The sequence below is a fragment of the Chitinibacter sp. GC72 genome (assembly GCF_009760905.1).
Classification (GTDB): Bacteria; Pseudomonadota; Gammaproteobacteria; order Burkholderiales; family Chitinibacteraceae; genus Chitinibacter.
This window is the reverse complement of the sequence record NZ_VIRW01000013.1, coordinates 13,090-33,756: the sequence shown is the minus strand read 5'-3', so window position 1 is coordinate 33,756 and position 20,667 is coordinate 13,090. Positions and strand designations below refer to the sequence as shown.

The following is a 20,667-nucleotide window of genomic DNA, read 5'->3' as shown; positions in this document are numbered from 1 at the left end:
CTTGATCGCCGCGTGCGAGAGATTGCAGGTCAAAATGCACCGGAAGGAATTAAAACTATGAAGCTGATTGTCGTCACCGGCGCACAAAAAAGTGGCAAAAGCCGCTACGCCGAAAACCGGGCACTGGCCCTGTCTGCACGTCCGGCTTATCTGGCTACCTCGCGGGTATGGGACGACGATTTTGCCGAGCGTATCGCGCGGCACAAAAGCGCGCGCGACGAGCGCTGGGTGAATCTCGAACAAGACACCGATCTGGCCGCGCACGGTTTTGACGGCGACGTAATCGTGCTCGATTGCATCACCTTGTGGCTGACCAATCTGTTTACCGATTGCGAATACGATCGAGACGCCACGCTGCTTGATGCCAAGAAACGCTGGGCTGAATTTGCCGCCACCACCACCCAGACCGTCATCGCCGTGGGCAATGAAATCGGCTGGAGTCTGCACGCCGAAACCCAAATGGGCCGCCATTTTGTCGATCTGCACGGCAGCTTTATGCAGTACATTGCCGCACAGGCAGAAGAAGTGGTGCTGATGGTGGCGGGCTTACCGCTGAAAGTGAAGTAGGGGGTATTACTCTGCAGCGATTTGCTGAGTGGTGCTGCAGAGTAATACCCCTGGATTTTGTGCAATATTCATTAATGCGTGTTGATCCGAACCTCGCTGGAGGATCTAGGGCTTGAAATCCCCTGTCGCCCATCGCCGAGCGAGTGGAGCGAGACAAACAGCTTTATCGTTTGGCTCGCGACCGACCGAGGGAAGCCCGGAGGGCCGCAGGCGGGGGTCGCCTTCTCTTGCTTACTTCTCTTGGCGAAGCAAGAGAAGTAAGTCCCCGTCGCGGATTGCGACTGTAAAACAGCGCGCCGAAGGCGCTAAAAACGACCAACACGAATTCAGAACATTGTAGTTCTTTAGATTATTTCTTTTAAAGCATTAATCAGCGCTGTGCATTCCGCATCTGTGCCAATCGAAATGCGCAGGAATTGCTCGATCCGTGGCGCTTTGAAGTGGCGAACCAGAATGGCGCGTTCGCGCAGGCCTTGGGCCAGGGTGGCGGCATCATGCTGCGGGTGGCGGGCGAAGATGAAATTGGCTTTGGATGGCAAGACTTCAAAGCCCAGTTCAACGAGATGCCCACTTAGGGTATCGCGACTAGTGTTAATCGCTGCGCAGGTTTGCGCGAAATACTCCTCGTCTTCAAAGGCAGCTACTGCACCGGCTAGTGCCACGCGATCAAGCGGGTAGGAGTTGAAGCTGTTTTTAACGCGCTCCAGACCGGCGATCAGATCAGGGTGACCTGCGGCAAAACCGACGCGCAGGCCAGCGAGCGAGCGTGATTTGGACAGCGTTTGCACGACCAACAGATTATCGTAGCGCTGGATCAGGCTGATGGCGCTGTCCCCGCGACTGTCACTGAAGTCGACATACGCTTCATCCACGACCAGCACCTGATCGGGATGCGCTTGCAGCAGCGCTTCAATCTGTGCCAGCGGCAGCAAAATGCCGGTGGGGGCATTCGGATTCGGGAGAATAATCGCGCCGCCGCCAACGTAATCGGCCGTGTCGATTTCAAACGCGGCGTTCAGCGGCACCGTGCGATAGTCAATGCCGTACAGGCCGCAGTAAACCGGGTAAAAGCTGTAGCTGATGTCCGGGAATAGCAGCGGTTTGTCGTGCTTGAGCAGTGCCTGGAAAGTGTGTGCCAGCACTTCATCCGAGCTATTGCCAACAAAAACATGAGCGCGGGTTAGCGCATGTTCGCGGTGATAGTGCGCAATCGCGTCCTTGAGTACGTCGCCATTCGGATCGGGATAAAGGCGCAAATGATCATTCACTGCCGCCTGCATGGCCGCAATCGCTTTGGGCGACGGACCGTACGGGTTTTCATTGGTGTTGAGTTTGATCAGATTGGTGATCTTGGGCTGCTCACCCGGGGTGTACGGGGTGAGTGTGTGTACGACAGGGCTCCAGAAACGGCTCATGGCAATGATCTTTGGTGAGTTGATCGAGGCAAAGATCGATTTTATCAAGAGCGCCTGTCTTATGGGGAGATTGGGCGAAAAATAGCCGCTTTAAGTGCTAAGCCAAAAATGCTCATGCATCGCAACTTTGCTGTGTCCTACTTCTTTGTACGGTCTTTCGCTCAGTGCTTTGCCTGAAAATTGTCCACCCACTTACTCTGTTGCCGCGGGTAGATCCTGCTCCTGATCCCAAGGCAGCGGTACGGCAATATCGTTCAGAATGAATTTTCCGCCCTTCAGTGAGGCCTTGGCCGACAGCAGATCACCCTCTACGCGGATCAGGTTCTGATCGGACAGTTTATTGATCTGACCTTCGACAAACTGGCTGGCCAGAAAATCAATGTCTTCATGATTGATCTGGCTTTCCTCGGCACCGGCAAACATATTGCGCGCCTGCCACATCACCAGCGTTTCAACGACTTTGCGCGGAATGGCAAAATCGGCTTGCGCGTCGAGCTTGCTCACCAGCGAAACCGGTTTGTCCAGATCGGCCTCGACAAAACCTTTCAGCCCCACCGAGCCGGCAAAGTGGATTTTGCCGTCTGGTAGCTTCACTTCGAGCTTTTTGATGGCAAATTCGGGATCATTTTGCAGCAAGGGCAAGCCATGCTCTTTGGCCAGCTTGCTCAGCGCCTCGGTCAGCTGCTCGCGATTGAGCTTCTGTTTTTGCAGCAGCGTGATTTCATCGCTGATTTTGGCCAGTGTTTTGCCATGCAGGTGGTTGGCCTCGGCAATCATGACCGCCGGGCCGTAGGGTTTGTCATTGAGCAGCAGCTTGCTCAGATCCAGCTGGGCGCTGCCGTTAATAAACTGGCCATCTTCATTCACTTTGCCTTGATAAACCAGATTTTCCAGTTTGAGCTTCAGCGGATTGCCTTCCCGCATGTCGAGGTCAAACTGGGCGACTTTGGCCGTATTGGTGCCGATCATAATGCCATTGGCGCCTTTGCTCTGGTTCAGGCTGACGCTCAACCCCTGCAGGGCAAACGAGCCTTTTTCCTTGGCCTGACCCGACAGACCGGGCACGCTGGCTTCAAACTGGACGCGGTTAAAGTCGCCGCCATATGAGAGCGTGGCGTCCAGCCCCTGCCATTTGGCTTTTACGCCAGATAAGGCTTCTTCATAATCAAAGCTGGGCACATTGATTTTCATTACGCCATCGTCGTTAAATGCGATGCGGTTTTCAATGGTGATCGGTTTTTGTTCACCAAAGAATTTGGCCAGAAACTTCTCGGTATCGGCCGAATATTTGAATTCGGTGCTCACCACCGCCTTGTATGGCAGCGGGTTAAAGCGCAGCAGCAAAGGCAGTGGCCCGTGCTGGATATGATTGGTGTAGGTCACCTCGAAGGTCTGCAGCTTTTCGCCTTCTTTTTCCAGCAAAAAGCGATACAGCTCGGGGTTAACCTGCAGCGTGGTGACTTCGGTCGAGCTCAGCCAGTTGCGCTGGTAGCTGTGCGATTTAACGATAAAGTAGGGCAGCTTGCTGATCCACTCGTGCTGCTTGAGCATGGTTTGCTCAACGGCTTGCCCAGCATAATAGCTGCCACCTAAGTAGCCTGTAGCCAGAACAATCAGGCCGAGTGCGCTGCCAGCGATTACTTTACGTTTCACCGTGAAACTCCAAATTGAATAGTCATTTTACCGTCGTTGATTATATCTGATCGACGTAAAAACAGGCGCCGAAGCGCCTGTGATTATTCAATAAATGCAGTAAAAAGCACATCGAGAGAAGCGAGGCTCCCTCTCAGGGAGAGGGCGGGGGGAGTGGGTATAGAACATGAGGCAGGCCAATTGCCCTATCGTGGATCTAGGGCTCGGCTTTGCCGAGACCTACCATCATGTTCAATCCACTGAGCGCCTGCCGTTAAATGCGGCGCGCAAGTTCCTCGGCGGTGCCAAGGTAGCTGCTTGGCGTCAATGCTTTCAGGCGATCTTTAGCGTCTTGCGGGATTTCCAGCCCGTCGATAAACACCGCCAGCGCTTCCTTGCTGATGCCGGTTTTGCCGCGCGTCAGCTCTTTGAGCTGCTCGTACGGGTTAGGTACGCCATAGCGACGCATTACCGTCTGGATCGGCTCAGCCAGTACTTCCCAGTTATTGTTCAGATCCGCCATCATCGCGTCGCGATTGGCCATCAGTTTGTTCAGGCCTTTGAGCGCCGCTACAAACCCAAGCAATGAATAACCTAGGCCAACACCCATATTGCGCAATACGGTCGAATCGGTCAGGTCACGCTGCCAGCGTGATACCGGCAGTTTCTGGCTCAGGTGGAACAAGACGGCGTTAGCAATACCCAAGTTACCTTCGGAATTTTCGAAGTCGATCGGGTTTACTTTGTGTGGCATCGTTGAAGAGCCCACTTCGTTCTTGTTCACTTTCTGCTTGAAGAAGCCCAGAGAGATATAGCCCCAGATGTCGCGGTTCATGTCGATCAGAATCGTGTTCGCACGCGCGAAGTCGTCGTACAGCTCGCTCATGTAGTCATGTGGCTCGATCTGGATGGTGTACGGGTTAAAGGTAATGCCGAGGCTTTCCACAAAGCGGCGGCAGAAGCCTTCCCAGTCGAGTTCCGGATACGCCGACAAATGCGCGTTGTAGTTACCTACCGCGCCATTGATTTTGCCGAGCAATTCAACATTGGCAATGCGGCTCAGTTGGCGTTCCAGACGGAAAGCCACGTTGGCCATTTCCTTGCCCATCGTTGTTGGCGTGGCTGGCTGGCCGTGCGTGCGGCTCATCATTGGCGCGTCGGCCAATTCGTGCGCCAATTCTTTCAGTTTGGTGATGATTTCGGCCAGTTTTGGCAGCATCACACCTTCACGCGCGCCTTTGAGCATCAGTGCGTGCGACAGATTGTTGATGTCTTCTGAAGTGCAGGCGAAGTGGATAAATTCGCTGGCGGCTGAGACTTCGGCATTGCCCGACAGACGCTCTTTGAGCCAGTATTCAACGGCTTTCACGTCGTGGTTGGTGGTGCGCTCGATGGTTTTCACTTCCAGCGCGTGTTCGGTACTAAATTGCGCAACCACGGCGTCGAGTTCGGCAATCGTGGCGGCCGAGAATGGTTTGATTTCTGTCAGCGCAGCTTCGCTGGCCAGCGCTTTGAGCCAGGCCACTTCGACGGTAACGCGATTTTTAATCAGCGCGTATTCACTGAAATGGGCGCGCAAATCGGCCAGTTGTTTTTCGTAGCGGCCGTCTAGCGGCGAAAGCGCGGTCAGTGCTGAAAGTTCCATAATGCCAACCCGTCCGTAGGTCTTAAATCGATCAAAGGCGAGATTCTAGCACAGCCCTTTGTGACTGACTTAGCTGATTGCCTATCACGATCACCACAGATCGACTAGTCTTTTTAGCATTGTGGCAAAAGGCTTGTGACGTTCGTGACGAATCTGGGCTTTTGCGTGTAAGAAAGAGTGACAAGGCCTCTTTTCACATGAATAATGTAAACACCTTACAAAGTGCTCGCGACCCGGATTTACAGGGCGACGAGGCGAACACGCCCGGTTCTGTTGGCCTTGAGTCGATCATGTACCGCGGCGATCCGCAAGACAATGGATGGAGAGGCGTATTGCAATGAGCGGTTTTACCCAAATCACCCCCGAATGGCAGGACTGGATTATCGAAAACCTGCAGCGCGGCTGTCAGGCGCAATCGATTGTGGAAATCATGATCGAAAAAGGTTTCGATCCGATGTTTGCCAATGCGGTGGTCTTCCACTTCTCGAGCAGCCCAACCGAGCGCTATGCTGAATCTGCCAAAGGGGCCGATTCGGCAGTGTGAGTTGCCAACATGCAGTGAAGGCCAGTAAAGGCGATATACCCAGTTAGGTATATCGCCTTTTTTATTGTCTAGTCTGCCCTGGCGGGCAATACCCCTTCTTTATTTACAAGCCCAATTCGGGCTGCTGGACTATCCCCTGGCGGACTTCAACGCTAATTTTCTCGTCGGCAAAACGGATATTCAGCGCATCGCCTGCGCGCACTTCCAAGGCGCTGCGCACCAGCTGGCCATTGGGGCGGCTCACCAGCGCGTAGCCGCGCGATAGTACTTGCTGCGGATCCCACGGGCTGAGCTGTAGCTGCGCCTGTTTCAGGTGTTGCTGCTCTTGCTCGAGCTTGCGCTGCATGGCTCTGTGCAAACGCTGCTGCTTTTGCTGCAGCAAAGGTAATAGCTGCGCGACGTGTGGACGCACATGCTGCAGCTGCAGCGCCCGCCGCGACAAAGCCTGCACACGCTGTTGCTGGCTAAAGCGCAGACATTGCTGCAAACGGCGCGCCTGATTGCTCAGCGCGATTTTCTGTTGGCCCAGTCTTTGCCCCGGATGAATCAGCCGCCGCGCCAGCTGATCCAGCCGCTGCATGCGTTGTTGCAACTGCTGCTGCAACACCCGGCTTTGCCGCTGTTTCAGCTGCTGCAGGCGCTGCAATAATTCGCTGCGATTGGGGCTGACCAGCTCGGCTGCTGCCGTGGGTGTGGGCGCGCGCACGTCGGCGACAAAATCGGCCATCGTAAAATCGGTTTCGTGGCCAACACCGCTCACGGTCGGAATCGGGCAGGCGGCAATCGCGCGGGCGACGATTTCTTCGTTAAACGACCACAAATCTTCTAGGCTGCCGCCACCACGGCAAATAATCAGTGTATCGACTTCATTGCGGCTGGCGGCCTGGCCGATGGCGCGTGCAATCTGTTTGGCCGCATCGGCCCCTTGTACGGCAGTGGGATACAGAATGACTTCAATATTGGGCATGCGGCGGGCCAGCGTGGTGAGCACATCGCGCAATGCGGCCGCGGCGGGCGAGGTGACAATGCCGATCCGGCGTGGAAAGTGCGGCAGCGCCTGCTTGCGCTCGGCGGCAAATAGCCCCTCGGCGGCCAACTGCTTCTTCAACGCTTCAAAGCGCTCGAACAAAGCCCCTTGCCCGGCGAGGCGCATGGCCTCGATGGTGAGCTGAAAATCGCCTCGCGCTTCGTACAGCGACACCACGGCGCGCACTTCCACCTGCAAGCCTTCGCGCGGCGCAAAGTCCAGCAGCGCCGCCCGGCCACGAAACATCACGCAGCGTACCTGCGCATTGGCGTCCTTTAGGCTGAAGTAGCAATGGCCCGAATCATACCGCTTGAAATTGGAGATTTCCCCGGCCACCCACAAGCTGGGAAAGCCGGTTTCTAGCAACAATCTCACATCACGATTCAGTTGTGTGACAGACACTACAGCTTTTGAGGGGCTTGACAAATCAAGATTCACGCCGAAAACACCTTGAGTAATCCACAAAATCCAGCTTCTAAGCCCTGTGTAGGCATGATTGAAAGTTGTAGTTGATAAAAATTATTTAAGTGTTTGAAAATAATAGAGAATATATTTTTGCTATAAGCCGGTAAAAACTGATTATATGCAGCATTCATGCCGCCTTTGGCCGGGTTTTACGCACTTGCTCACAAAGTTATCCACAGTTGTGTGGGCGAAAACATTGTGCGGTCGCCAATCTGTTGCTTGGCTTGTCCGGCGTAATCATAACCTCTTCCCCCGGCTGCAAATAGCGGCTAAAGTTACGCGGTTTTCTCGAAAGACTTCAGATTCACTTTTCACCTAAGGTTCAAACCACTATGTACGCCATCATCCAGGCTGCTGGCTGGCCGATTTGGCTGATTATCGCCGCCTCTGTCGCCACTGTAACCATCATCATCGAGCGCTTGCTGTCGCTGCGTAAATCCCAAGTGTTGCCGACAGGCCTGCTTGCCAAAGTGGTACAGGATTTTCGCGCCCAGGGCGTCAATGCCGAGGGGCTGAACAAACTGGCGGCCAATAGCCCGCTGGGCCGCGTACTGGCTGCGGGACTGAAAAACGTGAAAAGCTCACGCGAAATCATGAAAGAGTCAATCGAAGAAACCGGCAGCGCCGTCGCGCACGACCTGAACCGCTATCTGTCTACCCTAGGCACGCTGGCCGCAGTGACGCCGCTGCTGGGTCTGTTTGGTACTGTCATCGGTATGATTGAAATTTTCGGCTCGCAATCGCCCACCGGCGGCGGCAACCCGGCTGCGCTGGCGCATGGTATCTCGATTGCGCTGTACAACACCGCCTTTGGCATTATCGTGGCCGTGCCTGCGCTGATGTTCTACCGCTACTTCGCGAGCCGCGTGGATGACTTCGTGGTCGAGATGGAGCAGCAGGCGATTAAGCTCGTTGAAGTCGTTCACGGCGAGCGCCACCATTAAGTCCAACGGGCTACGAAGCCCAAATACTGCGTTATGAAAGCGGCTCAAAATCCTCATTTACTACTCGTAAACTCCGATTTTTCGCCGCTTTCAACCTTGTCTTTGGGCTTCTCGCTCCGTTCTTGAGGCCTGTTGAGGTTAGAAAATATGAAATTTCGTAAAGGGCGCGAACGCGTCGAACCCGAAATCAACTTTATCCCGCTGATCGACGTTTTGCTGGTGATTTTGATTTTTCTGATGGCCACCACCACGTATTCCAAATTTGCCGAGCTGAAAATCAATCTGCCAACGGCCGATGCGGAAAAGCAGGTCGAGCAGCCTCAGACCATTCAGGTCGCCATTTCGGCCAATGGCCAATATGCGATCAACGGTGAAACCACCGTGTTCGCCAGCCCGGATGATTTCTCCGTCCAGCTGCGCCGCGCCGCGGGGAATAATTCTGACCCGATGATTGTAATTAACGCCGACGCACAATCTAGTCATCAGGCGGTGGTGAATGTGATGGAAGCGGCCAGAACGGCAGGGTATGGAAAGTTGACGTTTGCGACGCAGACGACTGGGAAGTGATTGGATTGATTAAAAAACGGCGCGTAGGCGCCGTTTTTGTTTTCTCAGATTGTTAAGAAAATGTGATGAAAGGCTTTATTGTGAATGAATATCAAACTGATCTTGAACAATACGAGTTGCTTCAGTTAGCCCTCACAGGTGAAGGGCCTCTAAGTATAGGCGCAGAAATTCGTTCTTTTCCGAGGCAAGCAAAGAAATGCATGGATAATCAGCTTTATTTAGCGGCGTGCCTTTGTTTTGTAACTGGAATTGAATCTGGATTGAGGTATCTTCTCAATGGCTTCGATGATGATGGAACTATTGCGAAATTAAGCAGTGGGAATATTAATAACTGTCTAATAAAAAAAGTTGGTGAGCTTGGTGTCGATATTTCAGTTTTAAAGCTTGTTGGGTATGAATATTTTGATTCACTTTGTAATGATGCGATAGAGTTTAATAAAAATATCAATGATGCAACCAGCAGTAAGGTTAATGGATCCAGTAAGCCTGTTGGAATTGTTAAATTAAGGAATGATCTCTGTCATGGCAATTTAGAATTTGTGCAAAAATATCATTCGCATGATACTGCGAGCAGTAGAAGCTGTGCGAAAACAATTGAAATGCAGAGCTTGGAGGCTATGGCCAACCTTTTAAATAACATATCTGACGCCTTTATTTCCGAGATAGAGAAGCTACGCTGCCCTGACTTTTTCGAGCCTTGTGCAGAGAATCAACTTATCTAGCTGTAAATTGGGCTAAGCAAAGCGCAGCCCGTCATCACAATGTGATTGGAACCAATGAGCAGGCATTGGCGGCTATGCGCCGCGGCACTGACTTTCTTTGCTTCGCCAAAGAAAGTCAGCAAAGAAAGGCGACCCCCGCCTGCGGCCCTCCGGGCTTCCCTCAGTCGGTCGCGAGCCAAACGAAAAACTGTTTGTCTCACTCCACTCCTTCGGCGATGGGCGACAGGGGATAAAAGCCCCAGACCACAGAGCGCGAACTAAACGAGCATGGGTATATCGTTAAAGAGCAGCATCATAATGACACATAGAGCAACACCCAGGCAGGTATATACCACCATCGTCGGTCTGCACTGTGCCCCCTGTATCAGCGCCGAGCGAGGAATAAGCGGCAAGGGGTAAGCGGCGGGCTCTGTTTTGTTAAAGCCCGCCGCCTTGCCGATTATCCGCAGTGAGGGCATCGGCGTAGCCAACGCAGATGCGGGGTTGCCTTCTTTTGCTTACTTTTCTTGGGCACTGAATTTATAAAGTCCCAAGAAAAGTGAGTCCCCGTCGCGGATTGCGACTGTAAAACAACGTGCCGAAGGCACTAAAAACATGAAGATCGCTGAAGCGGAAACACAAACAGCAGCGTAGGGCGTAGTTGCCGTAGGCACTACGCCGCAATTTAATTGATTACTTTCCGGCGTATTGCCGCTGCGCAGCGAATGCGCCCAACATTATTTATGAACCTCGAATCCCTCATTCACCGCATCTGGTATCACCGCCGCCTCTCGGTGGGGGCGGCTTTGCTGTGGCCGCTGTCGCTGCTGTTTGCCGCCATCGCAGCGCTCAATGCCGCGCTATTCAAGCTTGGGGTTAAGAAATCGATTCGGCTGTCCGTGCCGGTGGTGGTGGTCGGCAATATTACGGCTGGCGGCACCGGCAAGACGCCGTTGACGATTGCGCTGGCGCGGCGTTTGAGCGGGCTGGGCTGGCGGGTGGGGATTATTTCGCGGGGTTACGGGCGAGCCGATGATGACGGTGTGGCGCGTGCGGTTGAGTTGGCTAGTTTGCCGCGCGAGGTGGGTGACGAGCCGCTGTTGATGCGGCGCTCGCTGGCTAATTTGAATGTGCCGGTGTTTGTTGCGCGCCGCCGCGCAGAGGCGGGTAGGGCGCTGCTGGCGGCGTATCCGGCGGTGGATTTGCTGCTGTGTGATGATGGTTTGCAGCACTATGCGCTGGCGCGCGATTTCGAGATTTGTGTCGTCGATGCAACGCGTGGCCTCGGCAATCACTTGCGCTTGCCCGCCGGGCCATTGCGTGAAGGTGTGGCGCGGCTGGCTACGGTGAATGCGGTGGTGACCAATGGGGTATTGCCCGCTGTGCAAGATAATGATTGCTCTATAGAGCAATACACTGATGGGTATGTATCACACCATCAAATGCAGCTACTGGCCGAGCGCTGCTATCGGCTGGATGATCAGCACGACACGCGCACTGCGGCTGATTTTGCCACGTCTTTGCATGCGGTGGTCGGCATTGGTAATCCGCAACGCTTTTTCAATACGCTTGCAAGCTTGGGGTTTAGCTACCTTGAGCAGGTTTTTCCTGATCATCATGCGTTTAAGCTGGCCGATTTGCCTGCCGCTGGCGAGATCATTGTCACTGAAAAAGACGCGGTGAAAATTGCTGCGCTGCTTAGCGCGGCTGACACCGAGCGCGCATGGGGTGGTAGAATCTGGGTTTTGCCGGTTCAGGCGGTGATTTCACCCGACCTGGCGCAGCGCATTGATATTCATTTGAAAAAATTGAACCCAAAAAGGTAAATCATGGACGCCAAATTGCTCGAGATTTTAGTCTGCCCGGTATGCAAAGGCCCCCTGGTCTACAACAAGGCGACGCAAGAGCTGATTAGCAAGGGCGCCCGTCTGGCGTATCCGATCAAGGACGGGATTCCGGTGATGTTGGAAAGCGAAGCGCGCCAACTGGCCGCCGATGAAGAAGTTTAAATCTACCCGCCCCCGAGATCGCCGCCCATGAGTTTCATCGCCATTATCCCCGCCCGCCTGAAATCGACCCGCTTGCCCAATAAACCGCTGGCCGATATTGGCGGCCAGCCTATGGTGGTGCGGGTGGTCGAGCAAGCGCTGAAATCGCAGGCCGCACAGGTGGTGGTGGCCACCGATGAGCAGGCCGTGCTCGATGCCGTGACGCAAGCGGGCTATCACGGCCAGCTGACCCGCAGCGACCATCCCTCTGGCACCGATCGTTTGGCCGAAATGGTTGAGCTACTGCAATTGAGCGACGAGGCGATTGTGGTCAATGTGCAAGGTGATGAGCCGCTGATTGATCCGGCGCTGATTGATGCCGTTGCGGCGCAGCTGGCGGCCAATCCAGCGTTGGCGATGGCCACCGCTAGCCACACCATTGAGAGCGCCGAAGACTTCTTTAACCCCAATGTGGTTAAAGTGGTGTGCAATGCCGCGGCCGAGGCAATGTATTTCAGCCGCGCGCCGATTCCGTGGGATCGCGATTCTTTTGCCGATGACAATAGCGATGAAGACTGGGTATTGCCCGCCCAGCTAGATGCACAAAGGCATATCGGCCTATACGCCTATAGGGCGGGTTTTTTGCGCGCCTACGCGCAGCTGGCGGCATCCAAATTGGAAGACATTGAAAAGCTCGAACAGCTACGGGTGCTCTGGCATGGCTATAAAATCGGCGTTTACCGCGCGGCGCAAGCGCCAGCGGCGGGCGTCGATACACCCGAAGATTTAGCACGTGTGCGGGCAGTATTTGCGCAGGCGTGATGAAGCAAAAATACAATTAAAACAGCAGCAGATCACGGTTTTAAGTAGATAGACAAAAGTTCGCAGGCTAGGTGATAGGTGAGACAGCCAAGCAGGGGAACTTTGGGTTTTATATTTATTTTTTATGACACGATGGGGAACAAGCAATGCGATTAATCCTTCTGGGCGCACCAGGCGCTGGTAAAGGCACTCAAGCTAACTACATCCGCGAAAAATTCAATATTCCACAAATTTCGACCGGCGACATGCTGCGCGCTGCTGTGAAAGCGGGCACACCGCTGGGTCTGGAAGCGAAAGCGATTATGGATGCGGGTGGTTTGGTGCGCGATGACATCATCATCGGCCTGGTGAAAGAGCGCATTGCGCAGCCGGATGCGGCCAATGGTTTCCTGTTCGACGGTTTCCCACGCACAATTCCACAAGCTGAAGCGATGATCGCTGCGGGCGTGGATATTGATTATGTCGTTGAAATCGACGTACCGGACGCGAACATCGTTGATCGTATGGCAGGCCGCCGTGTACACGTGGCGTCTGGCCGCACTTACCATGTGAAATACAATCCACCGAAAGTGGAAGGTAAAGACGACGAAACCGGCGAAGAGCTGATCCAGCGTGATGATGATAAAGAAGAAGTGGTACTGAAACGCCTGGGCGTTTACCACGAGCAAACTGAAGTACTGGTCGGCTTCTACGGCAAAATGGCCGCGTCTGGCGCAGCAAATGCACCGAAATACATCAAAATCGACGGCACCCAAGCGGTTGAAGCCGTGCGCGACGAAACACTGAAAGCACTGGGCGCGTAATTAATTCGCTCCGCCAGAAAAGCCGCATCAAATGATGCGGCTTTTTTTATCTGCGGCAGCTGAGGGCATGTCGCACAGAAATCGCTGATTTTTAGTGCTTTTCTAGCTAAAAAGGAGAAACTGCGGAGGTCGCCATGTACCTGGGTCTCACTTATATCAGCCATTCAAAAAAGCACCTGACCGAAGACATGCGCATGCAATTAATGCGCGAGTGTCAGGTGCGCAATGCCCACAACAATATCACCGGCTTGCTGCTCTATCAGCAAGGCTTTTTCCTGCAATACATCGAAGGTGAGCCCGAGATGGTGCGCACCGTATTTGCCCGGATCGAGCGCGATCCGCGCCATGAAAATGTCGAACTGATGAGTGAAGACGTGCTGATGGCGCGGCGCTTTCCCAATTGGACGATGTTTTTTCGCGATTACGATTTTATCTACCCGCATATTCGCCAGGATTTTGCCGAGCTGACCACGCTGGCGCTGATGGTTGAAGCGCTGGACGACAACCCGGAGCTGCAAAACACCATGTTTGCTTTTCTGCAGATCAGCCATGATCAGGCGCTTGAATAAAGACAGAGCACTCGCCAGCGAAAGCAATCGTTAATTTCAGCATTGAGCCCTTTATACCCCTTGCCGTATGATGCTGTAGCTCAATCCTGCCAACTCTAGTGGGGCAATACCCATGGAAAAAGTCATCTTTGAAATGTTTGCCACGGTGCTGGCCACCATATCGGCGCTACTGCCGATTGCCAACCCGCTGATGACAGTGGCTATTTTGCCCGGCATGGCTGCACACCTGTCTGACGCCGAGCGCGAAGTGCAGGTCAAGCGCGCCTGCATCTATATGGCCGGCATTCTGGTGACGTTTTTGCTCGCTGGCGCGCTGATTATGGATTTTTTCAGTATTTCCATCCCCGGCCTGCGCATTGCTGGCGGGCTGATTGTGAGCTACTTCGGCTTTGACATGCTGTTTGCCGAGCCGGGCGAACATGACGTGGCACCGGACGATAAAGGCAGCGGCAAAGGCAAGCGCGATATTTCGTTCACGCCGCTGGCGATGCCATCGCTCTCGGGCCCCGGCTCGATTGCCGTGGTGATTTCAATGTCTACGGGCGTGCACACGCAAACGGCTTTGCCAGTATGGCTGGGCTATATCACCGTGGTCTGCGGCATTTTGCTGGTGGCGTATATCTCGTGGCTAACCTTGCGCGCATCCGGCAAGCTATACCGCTTTCTGGGTGAGGACGGCATTAACGCCATCTCGCGCATTATGGGCTTTTTGCTGATCTGCATCGGCGTGCAGTTTGTGATTAACGGCATCGGCAATCTGCTACACGACCCAGCCTTCTGGCCCTTGGCGCGCTAATTGCAGCGCGGTGGTGAAAACAGGGCAGGTTGATCGCTTGCCCTGATTTTTCTGACGCTGCTTACGGTAAAAATGTGCGAACCAGCTTGAGTGCCTCTGCAGACATCTGTGTACCGCTGCAATCGATGGTCTGCAATTGTTCCATGCTGCGCAGCCAGGTCATCTGCCGTTTCGCCAGTTGCCGGGTCGCGGCGATGCCTTTCTCTCTACTGGTTTTCAAGTCTATTTCGTCATCCAGATATTCCCAGGTCTGGCGGTAGCCGACACAGCGCATTGAGGGCAGATCGAGATTGAGCGCATATTTTTCGCGCAGCATGTTCACTTCATCAATCAGGCCTCCGGCCAGCATCGCGTCGTAGCGCGCCTCAATGCGCTGGTGCAGCACGGCGCGATCCGATGGTAGCAAGGCGATTTTCAGCAGATTGTAGGCCAGCGTGTCTTGCGCCGGTTCAGCCAGTATGGCCGACATTGGGCGGCCGGCCAAAATGCAAATTTCAATCGCGCGCTCGATGCGTTGCGAATCATTGGGCGACAGGCGCGCGGCGGTAATCGGATCAAGCGCAGCCAGCTTTTCGTGCATTTTCGGCCAGCCAATCGCCAGCGCTTCGGCGTGCAGGCTGGTCCGCAGCGCTGCATCAGCCTCGGGCAAATCGTGGATGCCCTGTTCCAACGTATTGAAATACAGCATCGTACCGCCGACCAGCACCGGTATTTTGCCGCGCGCAGTGATGTCATCCATCAGCGCTCGCGCATCAGAGCGAAACTGCGCTGCAGAATACACTTCGGTCGGGTCAATGATGTCGATCAGATGATGCGGCGCACGCTGCAATTCCTCGCGCGTCGGCTTGGCCGTGCCGACATCCATATCGCGAAATACCAGCGCCGAATCGACCGAAATCAGTTCGACCGGTAAGCCCGATTCAAGCAAATGCATTGCCGCAGCGGTCTTGCCGCTGGCGGTCGGGCCCATGATGAAGATGGCGGGGGGCAGTTTATTCATGTGGTAATTCCAAAGCGCGGCGTTGCGCGATCAGATGCAGGCTGGCGGTGCAGCACACGGCGGCCAGCAGGGCGGGCAGTAGCGCGGCAAAACCTAGTTGGCTAATGCCGAGCGGCCACAATAAAAAGCACACGGCAAAGCCGATTAAACCGAGCACAAAACCGCGCAATTGATGCAGCAAGGCGTTGCGACCGTACAGCGCCAAGGTAAATGCGGGCAAAATCAGTGATGCGACTGGAAAGCCGGTAAAGATGCCGCTGTAGCTGGTGCCAACGCTGGGCGCGGCGAGGCTTAACGCCAAAATCAGCGTAGCAGCCAAGCCCATGCGCAGCAGCAATTCAATTTTTGGCAAGGTGGTTTTGAGTTGGCTTTTGGCCTGCTTGGGTATTGCCTTGTAGGCTAATGCCAGAAATATTAACGAGCAAATACCATTGTAGGGTATTTGATGAGCGGAAAATTTGACTAATAAAATCGCCATCGCCACATAACCGATGATGGCTACCAACAAAGTACCGAGCACCTTAAAAAAACGGCTCGCGTACGCCAGCAGCAGGATATATAGCGTATTGGCGAATAGGCCAATCGGCGCGTATTCGATCACGTCGCGCGTAAATTCGCTGCCTTGCTCCAGCCATAAAATGCCGATAATTAGCAGCGCTAGGGTGGGAAGCCCGGCCAGTACGCCCGCCATTTGCTGCCCCCAGCGCTGCCCAGCCACGCTGGTTGCGCCGATGACGAGCGGGCCAGCCAGTAATTTGGCGACAACGACGCTGAGCATTATTGGCCCCGCATAAACAGTTTATCGAGGTCGTTCATACTCAGGCGAAACCACGTTGGGCGGCCATGATTGCATTGGCCTGAGCGTTCGGTGACTTCCATTTCACGCAGCAGCGCGTTCATTTCGGGAATGGTGAGCGAGCGATTGGCGCGCACCGAGCCGTGGCAGGCCATCGTCGCGAGCAATTCATTGCGCCGCCCCGATAGCACTTGTGAGACGCCGACTTGGCGAATATCGCGCAGCATCGCTTGCGCGAGTTCCACCGGATTGCTGTTTTTCAGCAGCATCGGCACCGCGCGCACCGCCAATTGTGTTGGCGACGAGACCGAAATTTCCAAACCAAGCCCCGCCAACTCTTCGGCGTGATCTTCAACTGTGGCGACGTCAAGCTTATCGGCGGCGAACACGTGCGGAATTAGCAGCGGTTGCATCGGCATCGCTTGCAGGTCGAGCGCGGCTTTGAGCTTTTCATACACGACACGTTCGTGCGCAGCGTGCATATCAACGACGATCATGCCATCCTGTGCCTGGCTCAGAATATATACGCCGTGCAGTTGCGCCATCGCGAAACCCAGCGGCGGAATCGCGCTGTCGTCGGCTTCAGGCAGCGTTTCGTTGCGGGCACTACCCGCGGGCAAAAAGCCGGTCGGGATGAATTCATTGCTGGCTGATGAAGAAGAAGTCGGCGCCGGGCGTATCGCTTCGAGCTGCTTCATCCACGCCGGTTGTGCGACGTCATTGCGGTTGCTGTTCGATTCATTGCCACGCAAATCGCCGTACATCTTGTCGTACAGCGCCAATGGTTCCGCCGCCATAGGCAGTGGCATTGCTTGTTGATGGCGATAAGCCATCTGAGCGTAATCTTGTGGTTTGAATTCGGGATTGCTACTGAGGGGTATTGCTGTAGGGGCTAATACTTCTCCTGTTTCTGGGTCAATACTTTGCGGGGTATCTTGCGTCGCTGCGCCTGCCGTGGTTTTCGCCAAAGCCTTTGACAAGCTGGTAATCAGAAAGCGGTAAATCGCCTGACTTTCACGGAAACGCACTTCGATCTTGGTCGGATGCACATTGACGTCGACGCCTTCGGGGTCGAGCTCCAGAAACAGGCAGAAGGCCGCGTGCATATTGTGATGCAGTACGTCGCGGTAGGCTTCGCGTAGCGCATGCTGGACGACTTTATCGCGCACAAAGCGGCCATTCACAAAGAAGAATTGCGATTCGCGGCTCGATTTGCCCAGCGTTGGCGATCCGGCAATGCCGTAGAGCTTGAGCGAACCAAAGCCTTCATCCACCGGAATGCCGGTTTTAACAAATTCTTCGCCAATAATTGCCGCCGCGCGCTTGTTCAAATCGCCCGCCTGCCAGCGATTTTTGGCGCTGCCGTTGTGAATCACAGTAAACGCAACGCTTGGGTTGGCCAGCGCGATACGTTCGATCATCGCCGCGCAATGCGCGTATTCGGTGCTGTCCGACTTCATGAACTTTTTGCGCGCGGGCACTTGGTGGTAGAGCTCGTGCACTTCAATCGTTGTACCAGCGGCGAGCGCGGCGGGCTCCGGATCGAGCAGGCGGCCATGATCGGCCTCAACGCGCCATGCGTGCGGTGATAACTGATCGCCATCTTTGAAGCGGCTGGTTAAAGTCAGGCGCGAGACCGAGGCGATCGACGCCAAACCCTCGCCGCGAAATCCCAGTGTGCCGACGCGCGCCAGATCGTCCATGCTGGCGATTTTGCTCGTTGCGTGGCGATGCAGTGCGAGCTCAAGCTCGTCTTTGGCGATGCCGCAGCCATCGTCGATGACTTTAAGGAGCTTGGTGCCACCCGCCTGCAGCTCGATTTGCAGAGTCTTGCTGCCCGCGTCGATGCTGTTTTCCAGCAATTCCTTGAGCGCCGAAGCCGGGCGCTCGACCACTTCACCGGCGGCGATTTGATTAACCAGATGATCAGACAGCAATTGAATACGTGGCATGGGGCAGGCTTGGTCTAAGATAAAGCAGGGTAGGTTTGCCAGTATAACAGCCCGCTATATTCATTCAGATACCGGATATACTTTGATGCCGACTAAAAAAATCAGCTGCGTGATAATTGATGACGATTCTATGGTGCGCAGTCTTATCTCCGCAATGTTGCGCCAACTGGAGTTTGAAGTACTGGCTCAGGTGGGGCATGCACACGAAGGATTAAAGCTGTGCATGGATTTATCTCCCCGCGTGATTTTGCTCGATATTCATCTGCCCGAGTCCGACGGGCTGGAATTGCTGCCACAGCTGCTCAAGCTCACTCCGCAACCGAAGGTGATTATGGTTAGCGGCGAGGCCACCGGCGAGAAAGTCCGCGAAGCCATCAGCCTTGGCGCTAGCGGCTTTGTTGTCAAGCCATTCACACCGGCGCGCCTGCTCGATGCCATCGGCAACGCGCTAGGGGTGAAACTTTAAATATATTGTCTTGGGGCAGCCCTAACGCTGCTGATTGTGCAGATGTTGCGTTGAGCCGAGATAAACGACTTGCAATCGCATAGCGATTCTGAGCGCATTCGGCTGACTAATTTCCCCGGATAATTCAAGCGTTGCAGAACGCAGTGTATAAGACGACGGTAGTGCGATCTACGCCTAGCTTCTTCGAAAATTCGCATCAACACGACGGCAATCCATACCTCAATAGGCCGTATTCATCGGGTGCATATCAATCCTGAACAGGTACAATGCGGGCTTGATATGAGGTCTGAACATGTTTGAAACTGATGTAGTGATTATTGGCGCTGGCGCAGCGGGGCTGATGTGTGCAGCGACGGCTGGGCAACGCGGGCGGCGGGTGGTGCTGATTGACCATCGCATCAAGCTGGCAGAAAAAATCCGTATTTCTGGCGGCGGGCGCTGCAATTTCACCAATCTAAATATTCACCCTGATTGCTACATTTCGAATAATCCTCATTTTGTTAAATCGGCACTCAAGCAATATACCCAGCATGATTTTATTGCCATGGTATATAAGCACGGGCTGAGCTTTCACGAAAAAACACTGGGTCAGTTATTTTGCGACCAAAACTCGGAAGGCATTATTCAGATGCTCAAAGATGAAGTAATGCAAGGTGATGTGACCTGGCGCATGGGCACAAGTATTAACCGCGTTGCGCGCACAGAGTCTGGCGCATTTATTGTTGAAACCAGCCAGGAAACGTGGCAATGCCAATCAGTGGTGATCGCCAGTGGTGGGCTGTCGATTCCGCAAATTGGCGCCACTGCGTTTGGTTATGAAGTTGCCAAGCAATTTGGTTTGAATATCGTGCCACAAACGGCAGCGCTGGTGCCGCTGACCTTTCAGCCGGAGGATTTATGGCCCGAATTGGCTGGTGTAGCAATCGAAGAAGCGGTGGTGTCATGCCAAAACCAACAGTTTCGTGAAGCGATCCTGTTTACCCATAAAGGCGTCTCCGGCCCGGCGATTTTGCAGATTTCTAGCTATTGGCAGCCTGGCGAAGTGATTGAAATTGATCTGATTCCGGATCTGGATTTGCAGGCTATTTTTGCCAATGCCAGCCGGGATGCGCTACTGTCAACGGTGTTATCCGACGTTTTGCCCAAGCGATTTATACAGGTATGGCTCCAGACTCAGGGTGAAATAAAACCTTTGAAGCAATACTCTCCTAAGGTATTACAAGAGCTTGAGCGCCAGCTGCACCACTGGCAAGTTAAGCCATCCGGCACGGTTGGCTATAAAAAAGCCGAGGTGACACGTGGCGGGGTTGATACTGATGAGCTGTTGTCCAAAACGATGATGGCGCGCAAAGTGCCCGGTTTATACTTTATTGGCGAGGTGGTCGATGTGACCGGCTGGCTGGGTGGATACAATTTTCAATGGGCCTGGTCGTCTGGATATGTTGCAGGATTGAATATTTAGGACTAGAGTAACACTACAGCAACAAAACAGGAGGCCAGTTTGGGATTCGATGAGTTGTTGTTAAAAACTGAAGCACAGGAGGCCAATTTGAAAAATTGTTTTCTGGATGTTTTAGTACCCAGCCGCAAAGGCTAACCCTGATCAATACATTGATCGAGAAGCAAGTGGTTTTCGGTATAAGGCAGTCAAGGTACTCGCCTCAATCAATAAAATACCGAGCCAGCCACGGGATGTCGATCTGGCAACCCGTTGATCTTTAGATGACGTTCTTTCGTAGTGGCATGTGTCGTAGATCGTGTTGTGCAGCATCTTTGCTGTGATTGCAGTACTGTTTAGATCCAAGTTAATCACTAACTTTTAACAGTTTTAAATGCATTATTGGTAGTTTGATCTACGAGAAATAGCAGGTATGTTGTAGGAAAGAGCGAATAGTCAGGTGTTGAATTTCCAAACTGATTATTCATTTCATCGAAGGGAAAAACAAAAAGCGAGGCCGTTTCCGACCT

20 protein-coding genes are annotated in these 20,667 nt (G+C 53.8%); 13 read left to right on the top strand and 7 right to left on the bottom strand.

The window, feature by feature from the left end:
* Positions 1-57 precede the first annotated feature (57 nt).
* Positions 58-567 (top strand): bifunctional adenosylcobinamide kinase/adenosylcobinamide-phosphate guanylyltransferase, encoded by a 510-nt coding sequence (locus FLS37_RS11475; RefSeq protein ID WP_157670068.1) that lies wholly within the window; start codon positions 58-60, stop codon positions 565-567.
* A gap of 344 nt (positions 568-911) precedes the next feature.
* On the opposite strand, the gene hisC is transcribed toward FLS37_RS11475, so the two are convergent.
* The 3 genes from hisC to purB form a co-directional block, all read right to left on the bottom strand.
* Positions 912-1,982, bottom strand: coding sequence for a histidinol-phosphate transaminase (gene hisC / locus FLS37_RS11470; RefSeq protein ID WP_157670067.1), 1,071 nt, complete (start codon positions 1,980-1,982; stop codon positions 912-914).
* Between the two features lie 192 nt (positions 1,983-2,174).
* The gene (locus tag FLS37_RS11465; RefSeq protein ID WP_157670066.1) at positions 2,175-3,635 is read right to left on the bottom strand and encodes a YdgA family protein; all 1,461 of its coding nucleotides are present in this window, start codon (positions 3,633-3,635) and stop codon (positions 2,175-2,177) included.
* Between the two features lie 253 nt (positions 3,636-3,888).
* Positions 3,889-5,259, bottom strand: coding sequence for an adenylosuccinate lyase (gene purB / locus FLS37_RS11460; RefSeq protein WP_157670065.1), 1,371 nt, complete (start codon positions 5,257-5,259; stop codon positions 3,889-3,891).
* 337 nt (positions 5,260-5,596) lie between these two features.
* On the opposite strand from purB, the gene FLS37_RS11455 reads away from it, so the two are divergent.
* A complete protein-coding gene (locus FLS37_RS11455) occupies positions 5,597-5,803 on the top strand; it encodes a hypothetical protein (protein WP_157670064.1) in 207 nt (68 codons plus the stop codon).
* A 103-nt stretch (positions 5,804-5,906) separates the two neighbouring features.
* On the opposite strand, the gene xseA is transcribed toward FLS37_RS11455, so the two are convergent.
* Complete coding sequence (gene xseA, locus FLS37_RS11450; protein ID WP_232522581.1) at positions 5,907-7,232, bottom strand: exodeoxyribonuclease VII large subunit; 1,326 nt, start codon at positions 7,230-7,232, stop codon at positions 5,907-5,909.
* A gap of 395 nt (positions 7,233-7,627) precedes the next feature.
* On the opposite strand from xseA, the gene FLS37_RS11445 reads away from it, so the two are divergent.
* The 9 genes from FLS37_RS11445 to FLS37_RS11405 all read left to right on the top strand — a co-directional run bounded on the left by FLS37_RS11445 (position 7,628) and on the right by FLS37_RS11405 (position 14,485).
* Positions 7,628-8,239 (top strand): MotA/TolQ/ExbB proton channel family protein, encoded by a 612-nt coding sequence (locus tag FLS37_RS11445; RefSeq protein ID WP_157670062.1) that lies wholly within the window; start codon positions 7,628-7,630, stop codon positions 8,237-8,239.
* Between the two features lie 147 nt (positions 8,240-8,386).
* Positions 8,387-8,806: a biopolymer transporter ExbD gene (locus tag FLS37_RS11440; protein WP_157670061.1), complete on the top strand. Its 420-nt coding sequence runs from the start codon at positions 8,387-8,389 to the stop codon at positions 8,804-8,806.
* 65 nt (positions 8,807-8,871) lie between these two features.
* Positions 8,872-9,528: a hypothetical protein gene (locus FLS37_RS11435; RefSeq protein ID WP_157670060.1), complete on the top strand. Its 657-nt coding sequence runs from the start codon at positions 8,872-8,874 to the stop codon at positions 9,526-9,528.
* A 722-nt stretch (positions 9,529-10,250) separates the two neighbouring features.
* Positions 10,251-11,333: a tetraacyldisaccharide 4'-kinase gene (lpxK, locus tag FLS37_RS11430; RefSeq protein WP_157670059.1), complete on the top strand. Its 1,083-nt coding sequence runs from the start codon at positions 10,251-10,253 to the stop codon at positions 11,331-11,333.
* Positions 11,334-11,336: 3 nt separating this feature from the next.
* Entirely contained in the window at positions 11,337-11,516 is a 180-nt protein-coding gene (locus FLS37_RS11425; protein ID WP_157670058.1) for a Trm112 family protein, read from the top strand.
* Between the two features lie 27 nt (positions 11,517-11,543).
* On the top strand, positions 11,544-12,317 hold the full coding sequence (kdsB, locus tag FLS37_RS11420; RefSeq protein ID WP_157670057.1) for a 3-deoxy-manno-octulosonate cytidylyltransferase: 774 nt from the start codon (positions 11,544-11,546) through the stop codon (positions 12,315-12,317).
* 146 nt (positions 12,318-12,463) lie between these two features.
* Positions 12,464-13,120, top strand: coding sequence for an adenylate kinase (gene adk / locus FLS37_RS11415; RefSeq protein ID WP_157670056.1), 657 nt, complete (start codon positions 12,464-12,466; stop codon positions 13,118-13,120).
* Positions 13,121-13,254: 134 nt separating this feature from the next.
* Positions 13,255-13,689, top strand: a complete 435-nt coding sequence (locus tag FLS37_RS11410; RefSeq protein WP_157670055.1) for a BLUF domain-containing protein — start codon at positions 13,255-13,257, stop codon at positions 13,687-13,689.
* Positions 13,690-13,801: 112 nt separating this feature from the next.
* Positions 13,802-14,485, top strand: coding sequence for a MarC family NAAT transporter (locus tag FLS37_RS11405; protein WP_198314594.1), 684 nt, complete (start codon positions 13,802-13,804; stop codon positions 14,483-14,485).
* A gap of 61 nt (positions 14,486-14,546) precedes the next feature.
* On the opposite strand, the gene miaA is transcribed toward FLS37_RS11405, so the two are convergent.
* From miaA to mutL, 3 genes are read right to left on the bottom strand one after another with little or no spacing between them, the layout of a single operon-like run.
* Positions 14,547-15,485, bottom strand: coding sequence for a tRNA (adenosine(37)-N6)-dimethylallyltransferase MiaA (gene miaA / locus FLS37_RS11400; RefSeq protein WP_157670054.1), 939 nt, complete (start codon positions 15,483-15,485; stop codon positions 14,547-14,549).
* Positions 15,478-16,263, bottom strand: a complete 786-nt coding sequence (locus FLS37_RS11395; protein WP_157670053.1) for a hypothetical protein — start codon at positions 16,261-16,263, stop codon at positions 15,478-15,480. The genes miaA and FLS37_RS11395 overlap by 8 nt, the downstream gene beginning before the upstream one ends.
* A complete protein-coding gene (gene mutL / locus FLS37_RS11390) occupies positions 16,263-18,233 on the bottom strand; it encodes a DNA mismatch repair endonuclease MutL (RefSeq protein WP_157670052.1) in 1,971 nt (656 codons plus the stop codon). Before mutL ends, FLS37_RS11395 begins: the two co-directional genes overlap by 1 nt.
* Between mutL and FLS37_RS11385 the strand changes: the two genes are divergently transcribed.
* Positions 18,232-18,699, top strand: a complete 468-nt coding sequence (locus tag FLS37_RS11385) for a response regulator transcription factor (RefSeq protein ID WP_308418762.1) — start codon at positions 18,232-18,234, stop codon at positions 18,697-18,699. The two genes, mutL and FLS37_RS11385, sit on opposite strands and share 2 nt — an antisense overlap.
* Before the next feature lie 292 nt (positions 18,700-18,991).
* Positions 18,992-20,161: an NAD(P)/FAD-dependent oxidoreductase gene (locus FLS37_RS11380; protein WP_157670050.1), complete on the top strand. Its 1,170-nt coding sequence runs from the start codon at positions 18,992-18,994 to the stop codon at positions 20,159-20,161.
* Positions 20,162-20,667: the final 506 nt, after the last annotated feature.